The organism is Actinomadura sp. 9N215 (assembly GCF_044326345.1).
Classification (GTDB): domain Bacteria; phylum Actinomycetota; class Actinomycetes; order Streptosporangiales; family Streptosporangiaceae; genus Spirillospora.
Map to the genome: position 1 here is coordinate 42,675 of NZ_JBIRBA010000040.1, position 15,247 is coordinate 57,921.

Below are 15,247 nucleotides of genomic sequence, written 5' to 3' on the forward strand. Positions count from 1 at the left end.
ATCTGTGATTGAGCGCCCGAGTTGGCCAGTGCTGGACGACTCTTGAGCCATGCCGGACCGGACCCCTGGGCTACGACAGTTCCCGGTCAGCGCCCCTGACCTTCCCCGAATTCGCCTCCGTCGGCCCTGCGCCGGGTGACCGGCCCGCGGCCACCGGCTCTGGACGGCAGGCGTTTCCTGACCGTTTCATTGAGCGATGGTCGGGCATGTGTATGACCAGCGTTTGTCGCTGACCGCAGCAACGACGAAACGCGCGAGGTCGACCCGGGGAATCTTGGTCCCGCCTTTCGGGTTGACGCCGTCCAGGACGCGGTAGTCCCCGGTCGGCGGCTCGTCGACGATCCTGGCCGGTCGGACGAACGTCCAGTCCAGTGCGCTGTCCCGCACGATGTCCTCCATCAGGCGCATGTCGCCGTAGAGTTCGCTCATCAGCGTGCGAGCGACAACGCGGTACCACAGTGGGTGGTTCGGGTCGTCACTGCGCGCGCCGCTGGAGGACAGGGCGACGAGGCGGTTGATGCCCGCGTCGACGAATGTGCGGGCGGCGGCGGAGTACAGACCCTCGGCTTTTCGACCCGATGGGCCGATTGCGGAGATCACGGCGTCATGGCCGGTCACAGCGGTGCGAACGCTTTCGTGGTCGCGTATGTCGGCCTGGACGGCCTTGACCGGCGCGGGGAAGGTATTCGGGTCGCGCACGGCGGCGGTGACGGTGTGGCCCGCGCGCAGGGCCTCCTCGACGATGACGTGACCTGTGGCGCCGTTCGCGCCGAACACGACGAGGTTGCTCACTGTTGGCTCCTTGTGCGGGGGATGAGAGGGACCAGGGCGGCTGAGACTAGGCAGGCGCCCACTGTGACGAGGACTCCGGCGTGCAGGCCGTCGATGTCGCCAAGTCCGAAGTAGATGCTTCCGACCAGTGCCACGCCCAGTGCGGTGGCGAGTTGTTGCATGGCGTTGAGGCTGCCGGAGGCGCTACCGACCTCGCTCGGGTCCGCCGTGGCGAGGGTCGTCTGGATCAGGGGGCCGAACAACAGTCCGAGCCCCGTGCCGACCACGAACATCGGCAGGACGGATGTCTCAAGGCCCATGACTGCGAGCAGCCCCACCAGTTCCACGGCCAGGCCCATGTGCAGGCTCGAACGACCGAGCTTGCGGACCAGCCGCGGCGCGGCGAGTGAGCCGAGCATGATCCCGACAGCGATCGGGGCGAGTGCCACAGCGGCCTGCAAGGGGGAGTTTCCGAGGCCCAGCTGCAGGTGCAGCGAGAGAACCAGCAGCAGTCCACCAACTCCGGTGAAGAAGACGAGCACCACGACGAGCCCGCCGACGAACGCTCGTTTCGCCAACAGGCTCGGTACCAGGATCGGGGCGGAGCTGGCGCGTTGCCGCCAGATGAGCACGGCGAAGATCAGCACTCCCGTTGCGAGGACGGCGAAACTCCACCACGGCCACCCGGCCTCGCGCCCCTGGATGAGCGGATAGACCAGGAACGCCGAGCCCGCCGTCACCAACGCGACGCCCACAGGATCGATCCGGGCACCGCGATCGCCGGGATCGGCGGGCATCCAGCGCAGGGCGCCGAGGACCGTGAGCACGCCGATCGGCACGTTGACCAGAAAGATCAGCCGCCAGCCGAGTCCGCCCGGGTCCAGGGCGATCAGTCCGCCCGCGACGATCGGCCCGCCGATCCCCGCCAGTCCCATCACCGGCCCGAACAGGGAGAACGCTCGGCCGCGCTCCCGTTCGCCGAACACGGCGGTGAGCGTGCCGAAGCCCTGCGGGATCATCAGCGCACCGAACGCCCCCTGTACGACTCGGGCCGTGATCAGCACGGACGGGTTCGGAGCGACCGCGCACGCGGCGGACGCGACGGTAAAACCGACGGCACCGGCGACGAACAGCCGTCGCCGTCCCCACCGGTCGCCGAGTCGCCCGCCGACGATCAAGAGCACACCGAACGCGAGAGTGTAGCCGGCGGCGAGCCATTGCAGGACCGCCTCGGTGCCGCCGAGGTCGGCACGTACCGAGGGCGCCGCGACGTTCATGACCGTGGAGTCGAGCAAGTCCATGACCCCCGCGAGGAGGACGACGCCCAGTACGCGCCATCGCCATCGGTTGGGCGGCGCCGCGCGTTCAGTGGTCAACAAGGTGGCCTCCAGTGATCGACAAATCCTAGACGAACAACGTTCGTGGCGAACATTGTTCGTGATAAACAGTGTACGTAGCGAACTGCGTTCGTCAAGGCTAGGCTGAGCCCATGCCCGGAAGCCCGCGAACCCGACCAGCCAAGCCGGCCCTGAGTCAGGAGTCGATCGTCGCCGCCGCTCTCGCCCTGGTCGACGAGTTCGGCTCGGATGCCGTCACCATGCGCCGCGTCGCCACGGCCGTCGACACCGCGCCCGCATCGCTGTACGTCTACGTCGCCGACAGGAACGAGCTGATGGCCCTCGCCCACGATCTCGCGTTGACCGGCATCGACCTGCCGACCGACGCGGACGGCGACTGGAGAGCCCGGCTCGAACTCCTCATCCAACGAGTGGTGAACGCCCTGTCCGCCCACGCGGACATCGCCTCGATCGGCCGGACGAACCTCGCCACCGGCCCGAACTCCCTGCGGATCATCGAGGAGATCCTGTGGCTGCTACGCCTCGGTGGCGTCGCGGACAACGCCTGCGCCTGGGCTGTCGACCTGTTCGGGCAGTACATCGCCTCGTCCGCCCTGGAGCACGCGACACAGCCCCCCGTGCTCCCCACCGAGGGCTATCCCACGATCCGCGCCCTCGCCCCTCTGCTGACGAGCGGCGACTCCGCATCGCGGGAGGCGTGGAAACTTCGGGTCATCATCGACGGAATTCTTGCCCAGCCGCACTGAGCGGCGGTCACCGCAGGAGGCGCACAGGCAGGGCGAGCCATTGGGCGCCTGGCCAACTCCCGTGCTTAACTGGCCAACTCGGGCGCTCAGTCACATCATCTCGGTGATCATCGCGTAGGTCCGGGCAGGTCGTCGTAGGTGAGGATGAACCTGCTGTGGTTCTTCTCGAAGGCCGGGCCGGCCAGTTCGCTGTCTGGGGTGCCAGCGGGCTAGACGGTGAGCGTGGGCGTGTGCTGGTTGCGTTCGGGCGCCCAGGTGCGGATCCGGTCGCAGAGGTATTCGGTCAGGTCGAGGGCGGCCGGGCCGTGGCCGATCGCGCCGAGCTCGTGTCAGCCGTCGTCCAGGCGGCGGGAGGTGAGGTAGACAAGCGTATCGCCGTCGACCAGCGTTAGGCGCCACCATCCCGGTACCGGGTCGCACACTTCGGGTGGGACCCCGGCGTGGACCTTGATTCGGCAGACGCGTTGGTCGGTGACGGTCAGGCGCAGCCACAACTCGTCGTGGGACTCGTTGCCGCCGAGTGTGATTCCAGACCAGGGTGGTGACCGGCGGCTGGTCGAGCACACCCTGCAACGCGTCCGGGTTCACCGCTTGGTCGCGGTCCCAGTGGAGCGTAACCAGCTCGTTAGCGGTGATCGGGCCGGCAAGTTCGCCCTCGCCTTCGCCGACGAGGTAAACGAAGCCGCATAGATGGAGTGAATCGGAGACCAGACGGCCGTCGGTGTAAGTGAAGGCCACGCTCTGTCCCAGGCTACGCCACCGCAGTGGAACAACGAGCCGTGCTCCGGAGGCGAGCTGGTTCCACCACGGGGCGGGGATATCCCACAGCGAGACGGTGGCGACGACGCGGTCGTATGGCGCGTGGTCGGGTAGCAAGCCCGCCATCGCCGGTGATCACATGCACGTCGCCGTAGCCAGTGGCGGTCAGGGCCCGCGTGGCCTGTGCGGTCACATTCGGGTCGATGTCGACGGTGGTCACCAGGTCCGCGCCGTCGGTCAACTGAGCGAGGAGGGCGGCGTTGTATCCGTGCCGGCGCCGATCTCCAGGATGCGGTTGCCGGGTTGGACGTGCAACTGATCGAGCATAGCCGCGACCAGCCATGGCGCCGATGCGCAAGAGGCAGACCGGCCGTCTTCGAAGCGGTGAGTAATGACTGCCTGCCACGGGTTGTAGGCAAGCTCCAGGTCAGCGTCCGGGACGAACTCGTGTCGAGGCGTGTCGCGCAGGACTTGCTCGACCTCGCTGCGGTGGGCGTGGCCGATCTCGCCCTCAACCTGCCCGCCACCGGCAAGAACACCATCGAAGGCATCCGCGCCAAACTCAAACGCCTCGTCGGCCGAGACCTGGCCACCGAACCCCAACCCGGCCGCTTCGCCATCAAACAGGACAACCCCTAACGAACAACCCTCTGATAAGCCCGAGCCGAACGCAGGCTGCGGAAATGTGCCATGGACCCGTCGAGCTTGCCATGAGGGCGTCCGGGCAGGAAGAAGGTCATTGGCACGGACCGGACGTCAGCAAGCAGCGGCATTAGGTCAGGGCGCGGTCTACTCGCTCCGGTCTCGTATTGGCCGACAGCCGCAGGGGACACTCCGATACGTGCGGCGACTTCCTTCTTGGTGAGCGCGGCCAGCCTGCGCGCCTGGGTCAGCCGCGTTGCTTCGAACGCGACAGAGACAAGACTCGGAGTCGGTTGGGAGTTGTCTCCTGCACGGTCACTGAAGATGCGTAGTTGCTCACTGTCCTTCATCGTCGGCAATGCCCTGCGAAGGTGTTTCGAATTCTGTACGCGGTGGGAACGCTTCCTGGTTCTTGACTTCGACGGCCGGGCGGGCGTTCAACGGAGGCGTGGGCATCGGTCCCTCGTCGAACTTCGGCGACGTCGGAAGATCTCCTGGCCCGGAGCCGGGCAGTTGGCCTCCTGATGGAGGTGCCTTGCGGAAAGGGATCTCTTCGCAGTAGACCCACCTGAGCCTGCCATGCTCGTCCAGCAGCTCGGCCTCGCCCCACCACCATCGACGCCCCCGGGGACGGCGGCTTCGTCACCGCGCCGGATCTGGTCCGGTTCGCGCGTGCGCTGGGCGACGGCACGGTGCTGGACCGGCACTACGCCGAGCTGTTCACCGGGGCCAAGCTCCCCCTTGCGCCCGAGGTTGGCGGTCTGGCCCGCCGGGCAGCCCCCGCTGACGCGTCGTTCGGGGCCTATCGGATGCCGGTCAGCATCGTCGGCGGCCCGTGGGTCTGGAGCCGCGCCGGAGCCAACCCGGGTGTCGGCGCCAACTGGACGATCTATCCCGACACCGGCTGGGTCGGCGTCATCCTCACCAACCGCGACGGCGCGCCGCTGTCGGAGATCATCGAGCAGGAGACCCGGGCCGTCATCGGTCAGGGCTGACGCGCGGCCACCGCCAGCCGAAACAAAGAGACGGGATCCTCGTGTGCGTGCCCGGTATGCCGGGCACGCACACGAGGCCTGTTGGGGGCGCGTTTGCGGTCTCCGCGAGAAAGGGTTCTTCCTCGAAGATCAACACCCGCATTCGATCAATGCTATAAGCCGGAACATATCGTCGGAATATCGAAAAACCCATACGCCCCGGCAACACCCCACTGCCTTGACTGGCAGCATGCATCAAATTCAGCCATCAGCGCGAAAAGCGCGACGCAGGATCTACTTGGTCATTGGCATCAGCCTGATCGTCGCCATGGCGATGATCGGCGCGGCCCTCGGCTACCGGTCGCAGAATTCCCCGCCCTCCTCGGCCGTGTCCCTGACCCCCTCCGCCGCCTCATCCTTGAATCGTCCTCCGGGCGAGGAACGCGCTTCGCCTGGCAGGAAGGTTCATCGCTCCCGGGGGCATCGTGCGATCGGCCAGGCCGACGGCGTCGTCCCCAGCGGTGTGACGGTCTTCGACGACGAGATTCCTGCCGTGGCCAAACTCGATCCAGACCTCCTCAGGGCCGTCCGCCGGGCCGCGACGGACGCCGCGGACGACGGAATCAAGTTCTACGTCAACAGCGGCTGGCGTTCCCCGGCGTACCAGAATCAGCTTCTTCGCAAGGCGATCTCCAAATACGGGTCCAAAGAAGTGGCCGCCAAATGGGTGTCCACCGCGGCGACCTCACTTCACGTGAAGGGAAAGGCGATCGACATCGGGCGCTCCAATGCCACGGCGTGGCTGTCCGAGCACGGCGCCGAGTACGGGCTGTGCCAGATTTACAGGAACGAACCCTGGCACTACGAACTGCGCACCAATGCGGTCGATCGTGGCTGCCCGCGCATGTATGCCAATCCCACCCAGGACCCGAGGATGCAGCAGTGACCGGCGAGTGAGCCAGGACTGACGTTGGCGCAGTTGGCCACGTCGAAGACCGGACCGCGTCGGACACCGGCCGCGTCGGAGACCGGGCAGGGCGGCGGTCACCCGCCGGGATACCGGCTCCGGTACCTGGGCGCGCGGGCGTCCGCCGGGCGATCCGCGTCGGCGCTCGCGGCCGGGCGGCCTGGAAGCGCGGCCTGGTGAACGGCGTCCTTGACGGGCTGCAATCGATAGCTTAAGTTTGCGCAATGCATTGCATCAACCAGTGCAACACGCGTTGAAGGAGCAGAACGTGCCCGACCGGGCTGTCGTGGAGCGGTACCGGCACGCCGGCTTCGGCGGGTCCGTGCCCCGTGGCGTGCGGCCTGCGGTCCTCGTCGTCGACTTCACCGTCGGGTTCACCGACCCGAGCCGCCCGACGGGCGCGGACATGACGGCCGCGGTCGAGTTCACCGGGGAGGTGCTCGGCGGCGCACGCGTCGCGGGCCTGCCGGTGGTCTTCACGACCATCGCCTACGATCACCCCGGCGAGGGCGGGATGTGGCTGGCGAAGGCCCCCGGGATGGCCGGACTGCGCACCGGGACCCGGCTTGTGGAGATCGACGAACGACTGCCCCGGCGTCCGGAGGACGTCGTCGTCATCAAGAAGGGGCCCTCGGCCTTCTTCGGAACCCACCTCGCCTCGCTACTGGTCTCCTGGCAGGTCGACACCCTCGTTGTCTGCGGAGCCACCACGAGCGGCTGCGTCCGGGCCACGGTGGTCGACGCGCTGTCGTACGGCTGGGCCCCTCTCGTCCCGCGGGAGTGCGTGGCGGATCGGGCGGCCGGTCCGCACGACGCCGCCCTGTTCGACATGGAGCAGAAGTATGCCGACGTGATCGATGCGCGAGAGGCGATCGACTACCTGGGCGGGACGGCGAACTCCGGGCGTCGCGAATCACGGAGAGGATGACTGTGCGGTCACCACATCGGGTCGGGCTCGTCGTGCCGAGTTCGAACACCACCATGGAAACCGAGCTGCCCGAGCTGTTGCGCCGCCACCCCGTGGCGAGCGGCTTCACCTTCCACTCCAGTCGTGCGACGTTGCACGCGGTCGATCCGCAATCGTTGAGGCGACTGGTCGACCAGATGGAGCGCTGCACGGCGGAGGTCGCCGACGCGGACGTTGACGCGATCGCTTATGCCTGCCTGATCGCCATCGCGGCTCAGGGACCGAACGCGCATGAGGAAGCCGAGGCGCGGATCGCCGATGCGGCCGCCCGCGCGAGCTGCACCGCGCCGGTGACCAGCAGCGCGGGCGCGTTGGTCCGCGGACTCCGGGTCCTCGGGGTTTCCACCGTGGCCATCGTGACGCCCTATGTCGAGCCGCTCACCCAGTGCCTCATCGAGTACCTGGCCGGGTACGGGGTCACCGTCTGCGATTCGATCAGCCTGGAAGTGGACGACAACCGGGCGGTCGCCCGGCTGGACCCCGCCGGCCTGCCGGCCCACGCCGAGCGGCTCGATCTGCGGGACGCGCAGGCGGTGGTGCTGTCCGCGTGCGTGCAGATGCCGTCATTGGAGGCCATCCAGCCCGTGCAGGACGCGCTGGGGCTGCCGGTGCTCTCCGCGGCGACCGCGACCGCCCGCGAGCTGCTGACTTCGCTCGGACTGGAGCCCGTGGTGCCCCAGGGCGGCGCGCTGCTGGGGTGCGCTCCGTGATCGAACCGGCGGGAGAGTCGCTTCACGTGCATGCCAACGGTCTTCGTCATCGCGTGCTCCGGTACGGGAGCCAGGGCCCGGACGTCGTCGTCCTGCCCGGTATCACCAGCCCCGCCCTGACCGTGGAATTCCTGGCGCTGGCCCTGGCCGACCGGTACCGGGTACTGGTGCCGGACCTTCGCGGGCGGGGCGGTACGGATGTCGCGAGCCCTGGCGAATACACCCTGCGGCATTACTCCGATGACGTCCGGGGTCTCGTCGCGGAACTGGGACTGGCGAGGCCGAGCGTGATCGGACATTCGCTGGGGGCGCGGATCGCGGCGGCCTACAGCGTGCGGAGCGGCGGCGAACATGACCGGCTGGTCCTGGTGGATCCGCCGCTGTCGGGCCCCGGCCGCGCTCCATATCCGACCAGCCGGGCCGGCTTCGAGGCCCAGTTGCTGGCCGCCTACCGGGGGACGACGGCCGAGGAGGTCCGCGCTCACTATCCGAACTGGCCGGTGGAGCAGTTGCGGGTCAGGGCGCAGGAACTCGCCACCTGCGACCGCACCGCGGTGCTCGAGACCCATGACGGTTTCCATCGCGAGGACTTCTTCCGTCACTGGCGATCCGTCCGTCCCCCGGCCCTGTTGATCCGCGGCGCGCAGAGCCCGGTCGTCACCGAAGACGGGGCGCGGGAGCTGGCCGCGGCCAACCCGGACGTTCCGATCGTCTCGGTGGACGGCGCCGGGCACATGGTGCCCTGGGACAACTGGCCCGGGTTCTGGGCGGTGCTCCTGGCGCACCTCCTCGACCCGTCCACGTCGGCACTGCCCTGATGGCCCGAATGGCGATGGAGTTTCAGATGGTCAACCAGCATGAGGTTTACGAGCTGTTCCGCAGACACCTGCGACTGTGCGCCGCCCAAGAAGGGGAGACGGTCGTGGTGCTCTCACAGGGCCGGCGGCACGCCCGTCGGGCCGAGACGTTCCTGTACGCCGCGCGGAGCCTGGGGTGCCAGGCGTACCACCTGGTCCTGCCGGAACCGCTGCCGGAGTCGGGAAACTGGACGGTCGGCGCCTCGGAGCTGGCGAGGACTCCCGAGGCCGTCGAGGCTCTCAAGAGGGCCGACCTGCTCATCGACTGCGTGTTCCTGCTGTTCTCGCCCGAGCAGTTCGCCGTCCAGGCGGCGGGCACCCGGGTGCTCACCGCCGTGGAGCCGGTGGACCTTCTCGCCCGGCTGTTCCCAACCGGAGAACACCGGGAAAGGGTCGAGGCCGGCGCCGAGCTCCTGGCCAAGGCCGGCACGATGCGCATCACCGGCCCGCACGGCACGGACGTGACCTACCGGCTCGGCGTGTATCCCACGGTGAGCGAGTACGGATACACGGACCAGGCGGGGCGCTGGGACCACTGGCCCGCGGCGTTCGTCTTCACCGGCGCCGCCGACGACGGGGTCGACGGCAAGATCGTGCTGGGCCCCGGGGACGTGCTGCTGCCGCAGAACGTCTACGTCACCACACCGGTCGAGTACACCATCGAGAAGGGCTTCATCACCGACATCCGCGGCGGCCACGACGCCGAGCTGATCAAGTCGTACATGGAGTCGTTCGACGATCCCCGTGGCTACGGGATGTCGCACGTCGGCTGGGGCATCGACGAGCGGGCTCACTGGCACGGGTTGCGGGAGCCGTCCTTCCCCGGCGGGATGGGCATGGAACTGCGGTCGGTGTACGGCAACGTCATGTTCTCCACCGGTCCCAACAACGAGCTGGGCGGCCCGAACGACACGGCGTGCCACCTGGACGTTCCGATGCGCGGTTGCAGTCTCTTCCTCGACGACGAGCCGATCGTGCTCGACGGCGACATCGTGGTCGACGCGATGAAGCCGGCGAAGGCGCGCCGATGAAGCCGGCCGGCTTCGCTTACCACGCGCCCCGTTCGCTCGGCGAGTGCCTCGACCTTCTCGTCCGGCACGGAGAGGACGCCAAGCTGCTCGCGGGCGGCCAGAGCCTGGTGCCGCTGATGAACCTGCGGCTGGCCCGGCCCGAGGTCGTGATCGACCTCGGGCGTGTGGAGGGACTGTCCGGCCTCCGGCTTCGCGAAGGATTCCTGGAGATCGGCCCGATGATCCGGCACGCCGATATCGCCGGCTCCGAGCTGGTGGCGGCGAACTGCCCGCTGCTGGCGGCCGCGTCGGCAGTCATCGGCTACCCGGCGATCCGCAACCGGGGCACGATCGGCGGCAGCCTCGCGCACGCCGACCCCGCCGCGGAACTGCCGTGCGTCGCGGTGACCCTGGACGCCGAATTCGAGGTGACGGGCCCGCGCGGCGCCCGGACGATCCCAGCGGCCGGGTTCTTCGTGTCGCACTTCGTCAGCGCGCTGGAGGCCGACGAGGTACTGACGGCGGTGCGGGTGCCGGTCCAGACGCAGCGAACGTGGGGATTCGAGGAGTTCGCCCGCAAGTCAGGTGACTTCGCCCTCTCGGCGGTCGCCGTCGACCTCGCGACCACCGCGGGAGCGGTGCCGCGGACCAGGATCGGTGTCGCGGGGCTGGGGCCGCGTCCGCTGCGGGCGACGGCCACGGAATACACCCTGTCCTCGACGCCACCGGCGGATGTCGTCGCCGCCGACGTTGGCAGGGCCGTCCGGGACGAGATCGGCGGCCAGACGTCCGACGCGGAGCGACGTCACCTGGTCGAAACACTAGTGGCGCGGGCCTGGACGGCCGCGCTGGACAGGATGGGTGACCGACGTGAGTGACCTGCACACCGTCTCCGTCACGGTCAACGGCGACCGCCGTTCGATCTCCGTTCCCGCCCGCAGGCTCCTGTGCGACGCGTTGCGGCAGGACCTGGCCCTGACCGGCACCCATGTCGGCTGCGAGCACGGCGCGTGCGGCGCCTGCACGGTGCGGCTCGACGGTGACCTGGTCCGTTCGTGCCTGATGTTCGCGGTGCAGGCGGACGGCGCGGAGATCACCACGATCGAAGGGCTGGCGGATCACCCGGGCGAGCTGCATCCCGTACAGCGCGCGTTCTGGGAGAAACACGGCCTGCAATGCGGGTTCTGCACGCCGGGCATGGTCCTGGCCGCGGCACGCCTGCTGGAGGACAACCCGGACCCGACCGACCAGGAGATCCGTGACGCCCTCAGCGGCCATGTCTGCCGTTGCACCGGATACGTGTTCATCGTCGACGCGATCAAGCACGCCGCGGCGGAGGCGTCACGATGACGGCGACGGGAAACGCCGTCCAGCCGAAGCTGCTCGGCGCCCGTGTGAAGCGCACCGAGGACCCGCGCTTCCTTCTCGGCAAGGCGCGCTACGTCGACGACATCGTGCTGCCGCGGATGCTCCACGCGGCCTTCGTCCGCAGCCCGGTCGCGCACGCCGACGTCCGGGACGTCCGGGTGACGGACGCCGTCGCGGCCGGCGGCGTGCACGCCGTGCTCACCGGCCGCGACCTGGAGGGGGCCGCCCGCGGGATCATCTGCGACTCCACGATGGACACCTGGCAGTCGACCGAGTTCCCCGCGCTGGCGACGGACCGGGTGCGCTTCGCGGGCCAGACCGTGGCGGTCGTGGCGGCCGACGACCGCTACCTCGCGGAGGACGCGTGCGAGCTCGTGGACGTCGACTACGCCGAACTGCCGGTGATCTCCGGCATCCCCGCGGCCATCGCCGAGGACGCGCCCCTGCTCCACGAGACCTGGACAGACAACCTGTTCATCAAACGCCACCTCCGGAACGGCGACGTCGACGGCGCGTTCGAATCCGCCGACGGTGTGCTGAGGCTGAAGCTGGTCAGCAATCGCCATTCCGGTATTCCGCTGGAGACGCGGGGGTGCATCGCGGACTACGACGTCGCCGAGGACACGCTCGTCCTCTACACCGCGACGCAGATCCCGCACCTGGTCCGCACCGGACTGGCCGACGTGCTCGGCATGCCGGAGAACCGGATCCGGGTGATCGCCCCGGACGTCGGCGGCGGCTTCGGGATCAAGGGGCACCTGTTCCCGGAGGAGATCGCCGTGTGCCTCCTGGCGAAGCGCGCCGGGCGGCCGGTGAAATGGATCGAGGACCGGGTCGAGCACATGCTCGCGTCCATCCATGCCAGAGAACACCACCACGAGCTAGAAGTCGCCCACACTGCCGACGGGGTGGTGACCGGCCTGCGTGCGGTGGTCCACGTGGACTGCGGCGCGTACTCGGTGTACCCGTGGACGTCCACCATGGACACCGGGATGGCGCTCGGCATCCTGCCCGGCCCGTACCGGATTCGTAACTACGAGTGCCGCGCGTACAGCGTCGCCACCAACAAGTGCCCGCTGGGCCCCTATCGCGGTGTTTCCCGGCCGGCCGCCGCGTTCTCGATCGAACGCGCCATGGACGCCGTGGCGAGGGCCGTGGGGATCGACCGGGTCGAGGTGCGGCGCCGCAACCTGGTGCGGCCGGAGGAGTTCCCCTACGAGTCGGTGACCGGCCTCGTCTACGACTCGGGCAGCTTCACCGAGTCGCTGGAGAAGGTCCTGGAGGACGGCGGTTACGAGGAGTTGCTCCGGCTCCAGGAGGAGGGGCGCCGCGAGGGCCGCCACCTCGGGATCGGCCTCGCCTGCTATACCGAGCAGAGCGCGCACGCCACCTCCGAGTTCGTCAAGCGCGGTGTGCCGATCATCTTCGGGTACGACACGGCGATGGTGCGGATGGACCCGTCCGGGCAGGTGACCGTCCAGCTCAGCACCCACTCGCACGGCCAGGGCCACGAGACGACGATGGCTCAGATGGTGGCCGACCAGCTCGGCGTCCCGCTGGACGACATCAGGGTCAGATTCGGCGACACCGCCCAGACGCCGTACGGGCACGGCACCTTCGCCAGCCGCAGCGCGGTGCTCGCCGGAGGCGCGAGCGAGCGCGCCGCCGGCAAGGTCCGGGAACTGCTGCTGACCTTCGCCGCCGAGGTGATGGAGGCCGCTCCGGCGGACCTCGATCTCGGCGACCGGCGCGTCTTCGTCCGCGGTGTGCCCGGGCAGAGCGTGGACGTCCGGGACCTCGCCCGGTGGGCGTACCACCGTCCGGAGAAGCTGCCCGAAGGCATGGAGCCGGTGCTGGAGGCCGTCAGCTCCTACGACGCCCGGCCGGGCCACGGCACCTTCGCCAACGCCGCGCACCTCTGCCTCGTCGAGGTGGATCCGGAGACCGGCGGAGTGCGGACGCTGCGCTACCACGTGGTCGAGGACTGCGGACGGATGATCAACCCGTTGATCGTGGACGGCCAGGTCCACGGCGGCGTGGCTCAGGGCCTCGGCGGTGCGCTGATGGAGGAGTTCGTCTACGACGAGCAATGCCAGCTGCAGTCGGTGACCTTCATGGACTACCTGCTGCCCGGCGCCACCGACATCCCGCACATCGGCGTCTCGCATCTGGAGACCCCGTCGCCGTTCACGATCCAGGGGATCAAAGGAATGGGCGAGGGCGGGGCCATCGCCCCCGGGCCCGCGGTGGCCTCCGCCGTCGACGACGCGCTGCGCCCGATCGGGTCCGTGTTCGCCGACGAGCTTCCCCTGACCCCGCCGCGCGTGCGCCGCCTCGTCGAACAGGCGAGAGCCAAGCAGGCGGGCAAGGGTGGTGGCTCGTGACCATCGTCGACTGCCAGTGGCACTGGCATCCGCCCGCGCTGCTCGACTGGCATCTCGGGCGCGCCGAACACCCGCGGGCGTTCCGTACCGGAACCGGCTATCGCTACGAGGTCTCTCCGGACGAGACATGGGTCTATGACCGGCGGTTCACGGACCTGGACCATCAGGTCCAGGTACTCGACGCCGTGGGCATCGACGTCGCCGTGGTCAGCGCCTCGGTGGCCGGAGACCTCAGCGACCGTCCCCTCGGCGAGGCGCGCGACCTGTGCGTACTGCTGAACGAGGAGATGGCCCGGGCGCAACGGGTGTACCCGGACCGGTTCTTCGGCTTGGCCCACCTGCCGCTGACCGACACCGAGTCGGCGCTTCGGGTTCTGGACGACGCCGTGGACCGGCTTGGACTGCGGGCGGCTCTGCTTCCGGGCAACGTGGCGGGCGACTCCGTGGCGGTGGAACGTCTGTGGCCTCTCTACGAGCGGCTGGAGCGGTTGCGGCTACCGGTGTTCCTCCATCCCACGCGTTCGTTCCGGCGACCCCGGGCGCTGCCGTACAAGATGGAGGTCTCGCTCGGCTACATGTTCGACACGAGCTTCGCGGTCATGGCCCTCATCGTCAGCGGGGTGCTCGATCGTTTCCCGGACCTGCGGATCGTGCATCCGCACGCCGGTGGAGCGCTGCCGTACCTGCACGGCCGGCTGGAGGTGTACCGGGCCAAGGGCTGGTGGCCGAACCTCGACCGTCCGTTCGCCGACTACCTGCGGCGGCTCCACTTCGACACCGTGTGCAACGATCCGATGACCTTGAACCTGCTGCTCGAACTGGTCGGCCCGGATCGGATCCTGTTCTCCAGCGACTACCCGTACTGGTCGGGGCGCAAGGCGCTGGGTTTCGTCCGCGAGCACGTTCCCGCCGCGGCTCTGGCCGGCGTCCTCGGTGGCAACGCGTTGGCGCTTCTCGGTGAAGGTGGCGGATGACGATGATGACGTTGGAACACCGTGTGACGATCCCGGCGCCCGTGTCGGCCGTCTGGGACGCGCTGCTCGACGTGGAGCGGATCGCCCCGTGCATGCCGGGGGCCGTCTTGGACGGACATGAAGGGGACGAGTTCGCCGGCTCGGTCAAGGTCAAGGTCGGTGCGATCCAGATGGCCTACCGGGGCCGGGGGCGGTTCGTCGAACGTGACGCCGCCGCACGCCGGGTCGTCGTGGAGGCCGCCGGCAAGGAGGCCCGGGGTTCCGGTTCCGCCTCGGCCACGATCACCGTGACGCTGCATGAGGAGAACGGGACGACGAGCGCGGACGTGCGTACCGAGCTGTCGGTGAGCGGCAGGGCGGCGCAGTTCGGGCGAGGGATCATCGGCGATGTCGGCGACGCCATGCTCGGCCGCTTCGCCTCGGCGATGGCCGACCGGCTGGCCGAGACGTCCGTCGATCCCGTTGCGCCGCGGCCCATGCCGGAGCCAGCAGGTGCGGACCCGGCAGGTGCGGACCCGGCAGGTGCGGACCCGGCAGGTGCGGACCCGGCAGGTGCGGACCCGCTCGATCTCACCCATGTGGCCGCTTCGGCCGTCGGAAAGCGCCTTGCGGGCGCGGTCGCGGTCCTCGCCGTGCTGATGCTGGTCAGGACGCTCCGTCTCAGGACGCAACGACGACGCAACGAAGTTGCGCCCTGATGTGGCGTTTTGCATGATGGTCGCGCGAACCTGACAATGGTGTCGTGGCTGACGCACCGAAA

The 15,247-nt window shown here is 69.0% G+C and carries 16 protein-coding genes and 1 pseudogene; 12 read left to right on the top strand and 5 right to left on the bottom strand.

Annotation, left to right across the window (positions count from 1 at the left end; translation table 11 throughout):
• Window positions 1-186 precede the first annotated feature (186 nt).
• Together ACH34T_RS41030 and ACH34T_RS41035 are read right to left on the bottom strand one after the other, a co-directional pair.
• On the bottom strand, window positions 187-792 hold the full coding sequence (locus ACH34T_RS41030) for an NAD(P)-dependent oxidoreductase (protein WP_396026416.1): 606 nt from the start codon (window positions 790-792) through the stop codon (window positions 187-189).
• Complete coding sequence (locus tag ACH34T_RS41035; RefSeq protein WP_396026417.1) at window positions 789-2,147, bottom strand: MFS transporter; 1,359 nt, start codon at window positions 2,145-2,147, stop codon at window positions 789-791. The genes ACH34T_RS41030 and ACH34T_RS41035 overlap by 4 nt, the downstream gene beginning before the upstream one ends.
• A 113-nt stretch (window positions 2,148-2,260) precedes the next feature.
• On the opposite strand from ACH34T_RS41035, the gene ACH34T_RS41040 reads away from it, so the two are divergent.
• Window positions 2,261-2,875: a TetR/AcrR family transcriptional regulator gene (locus ACH34T_RS41040; RefSeq protein ID WP_396026418.1), complete on the top strand. Its 615-nt coding sequence runs from the start codon at window positions 2,261-2,263 to the stop codon at window positions 2,873-2,875.
• 90 nt (window positions 2,876-2,965) lie between these two features.
• On the opposite strand, the gene ACH34T_RS41045 is transcribed toward ACH34T_RS41040, so the two are convergent.
• The 3 genes from ACH34T_RS41045 to ACH34T_RS41055 form a co-directional block, all read right to left on the bottom strand.
• Window positions 2,966-3,760, bottom strand: coding sequence for a hypothetical protein (locus ACH34T_RS41045; RefSeq protein WP_396026419.1), 795 nt, complete (start codon window positions 3,758-3,760; stop codon window positions 2,966-2,968).
• A gap of 111 nt (window positions 3,761-3,871) precedes the next feature.
• Entirely contained in the window at window positions 3,872-4,237 is a 366-nt protein-coding gene (locus ACH34T_RS41050) for a hypothetical protein (RefSeq protein ID WP_396026420.1), read from the bottom strand.
• Window positions 4,238-4,269: 32 nt separating this feature from the next.
• Entirely contained in the window at window positions 4,270-4,626 is a 357-nt protein-coding gene (locus ACH34T_RS41055; protein WP_396026421.1) for a helix-turn-helix domain-containing protein, read from the bottom strand.
• Between the two features lie 261 nt (window positions 4,627-4,887).
• Between ACH34T_RS41055 and ACH34T_RS41060 the strand changes: the two are divergent.
• The 11 genes and pseudogenes from ACH34T_RS41060 to ACH34T_RS41110 all read left to right on the top strand — a co-directional run.
• Window positions 4,888-5,271: pseudogene (locus ACH34T_RS41060) on the top strand (serine hydrolase); the annotation flags it as partial.
• A 277-nt stretch (window positions 5,272-5,548) separates the two neighbouring features.
• The gene (locus tag ACH34T_RS41065; RefSeq protein ID WP_396026422.1) at window positions 5,549-6,196 is read left to right on the top strand and encodes a M15 family metallopeptidase; all 648 of its coding nucleotides are present in this window, start codon (window positions 5,549-5,551) and stop codon (window positions 6,194-6,196) included.
• 289 nt (window positions 6,197-6,485) lie between these two features.
• Window positions 6,486-7,145 carry an isochorismatase family protein gene (locus tag ACH34T_RS41070; RefSeq protein ID WP_396026423.1) on the top strand — a complete coding sequence of 220 codons (660 nt, stop codon included), beginning with the start codon at window positions 6,486-6,488 and terminating at the stop codon, window positions 7,143-7,145.
• Window positions 7,142-7,894 (top strand): Asp/Glu racemase, encoded by a 753-nt coding sequence (locus tag ACH34T_RS41075; protein WP_396026424.1) that lies wholly within the window; start codon window positions 7,142-7,144, stop codon window positions 7,892-7,894. The genes ACH34T_RS41070 and ACH34T_RS41075 overlap by 4 nt, the downstream gene beginning before the upstream one ends.
• Before the next feature lie 53 nt (window positions 7,895-7,947).
• The gene (locus ACH34T_RS41080) at window positions 7,948-8,712 is read left to right on the top strand and encodes an alpha/beta fold hydrolase (protein ID WP_396026425.1); all 765 of its coding nucleotides are present in this window, start codon (window positions 7,948-7,950) and stop codon (window positions 8,710-8,712) included.
• Window positions 8,713-8,738: 26 nt separating this feature from the next.
• Complete coding sequence (locus tag ACH34T_RS41085) at window positions 8,739-9,782, top strand: leucyl aminopeptidase (protein ID WP_396026426.1); 1,044 nt, start codon at window positions 8,739-8,741, stop codon at window positions 9,780-9,782.
• Window positions 9,779-10,639 carry an FAD binding domain-containing protein gene (locus ACH34T_RS41090; protein WP_396026427.1) on the top strand — a complete coding sequence of 287 codons (861 nt, stop codon included), beginning with the start codon at window positions 9,779-9,781 and terminating at the stop codon, window positions 10,637-10,639. Before ACH34T_RS41085 ends, ACH34T_RS41090 begins: the two co-directional genes overlap by 4 nt.
• Window positions 10,623-11,111, top strand: a complete 489-nt coding sequence (locus tag ACH34T_RS41095) for a (2Fe-2S)-binding protein (protein ID WP_396026428.1) — start codon at window positions 10,623-10,625, stop codon at window positions 11,109-11,111. The genes ACH34T_RS41090 and ACH34T_RS41095 overlap by 17 nt, the downstream gene beginning before the upstream one ends.
• The gene (locus ACH34T_RS41100) at window positions 11,108-13,513 is read left to right on the top strand and encodes a xanthine dehydrogenase family protein molybdopterin-binding subunit (RefSeq protein ID WP_396026429.1); all 2,406 of its coding nucleotides are present in this window, start codon (window positions 11,108-11,110) and stop codon (window positions 13,511-13,513) included. Before ACH34T_RS41095 ends, ACH34T_RS41100 begins: the two co-directional genes overlap by 4 nt.
• Window positions 13,510-14,487 (top strand): amidohydrolase family protein, encoded by a 978-nt coding sequence (locus ACH34T_RS41105; protein ID WP_396026430.1) that lies wholly within the window; start codon window positions 13,510-13,512, stop codon window positions 14,485-14,487. The genes ACH34T_RS41100 and ACH34T_RS41105 overlap by 4 nt, the downstream gene beginning before the upstream one ends.
• Window positions 14,484-15,185 carry an SRPBCC domain-containing protein gene (locus tag ACH34T_RS41110; RefSeq protein WP_396026431.1) on the top strand — a complete coding sequence of 234 codons (702 nt, stop codon included), beginning with the start codon at window positions 14,484-14,486 and terminating at the stop codon, window positions 15,183-15,185. The genes ACH34T_RS41105 and ACH34T_RS41110 overlap by 4 nt, the downstream gene beginning before the upstream one ends.
• Window positions 15,186-15,247: the final 62 nt, after the last annotated feature.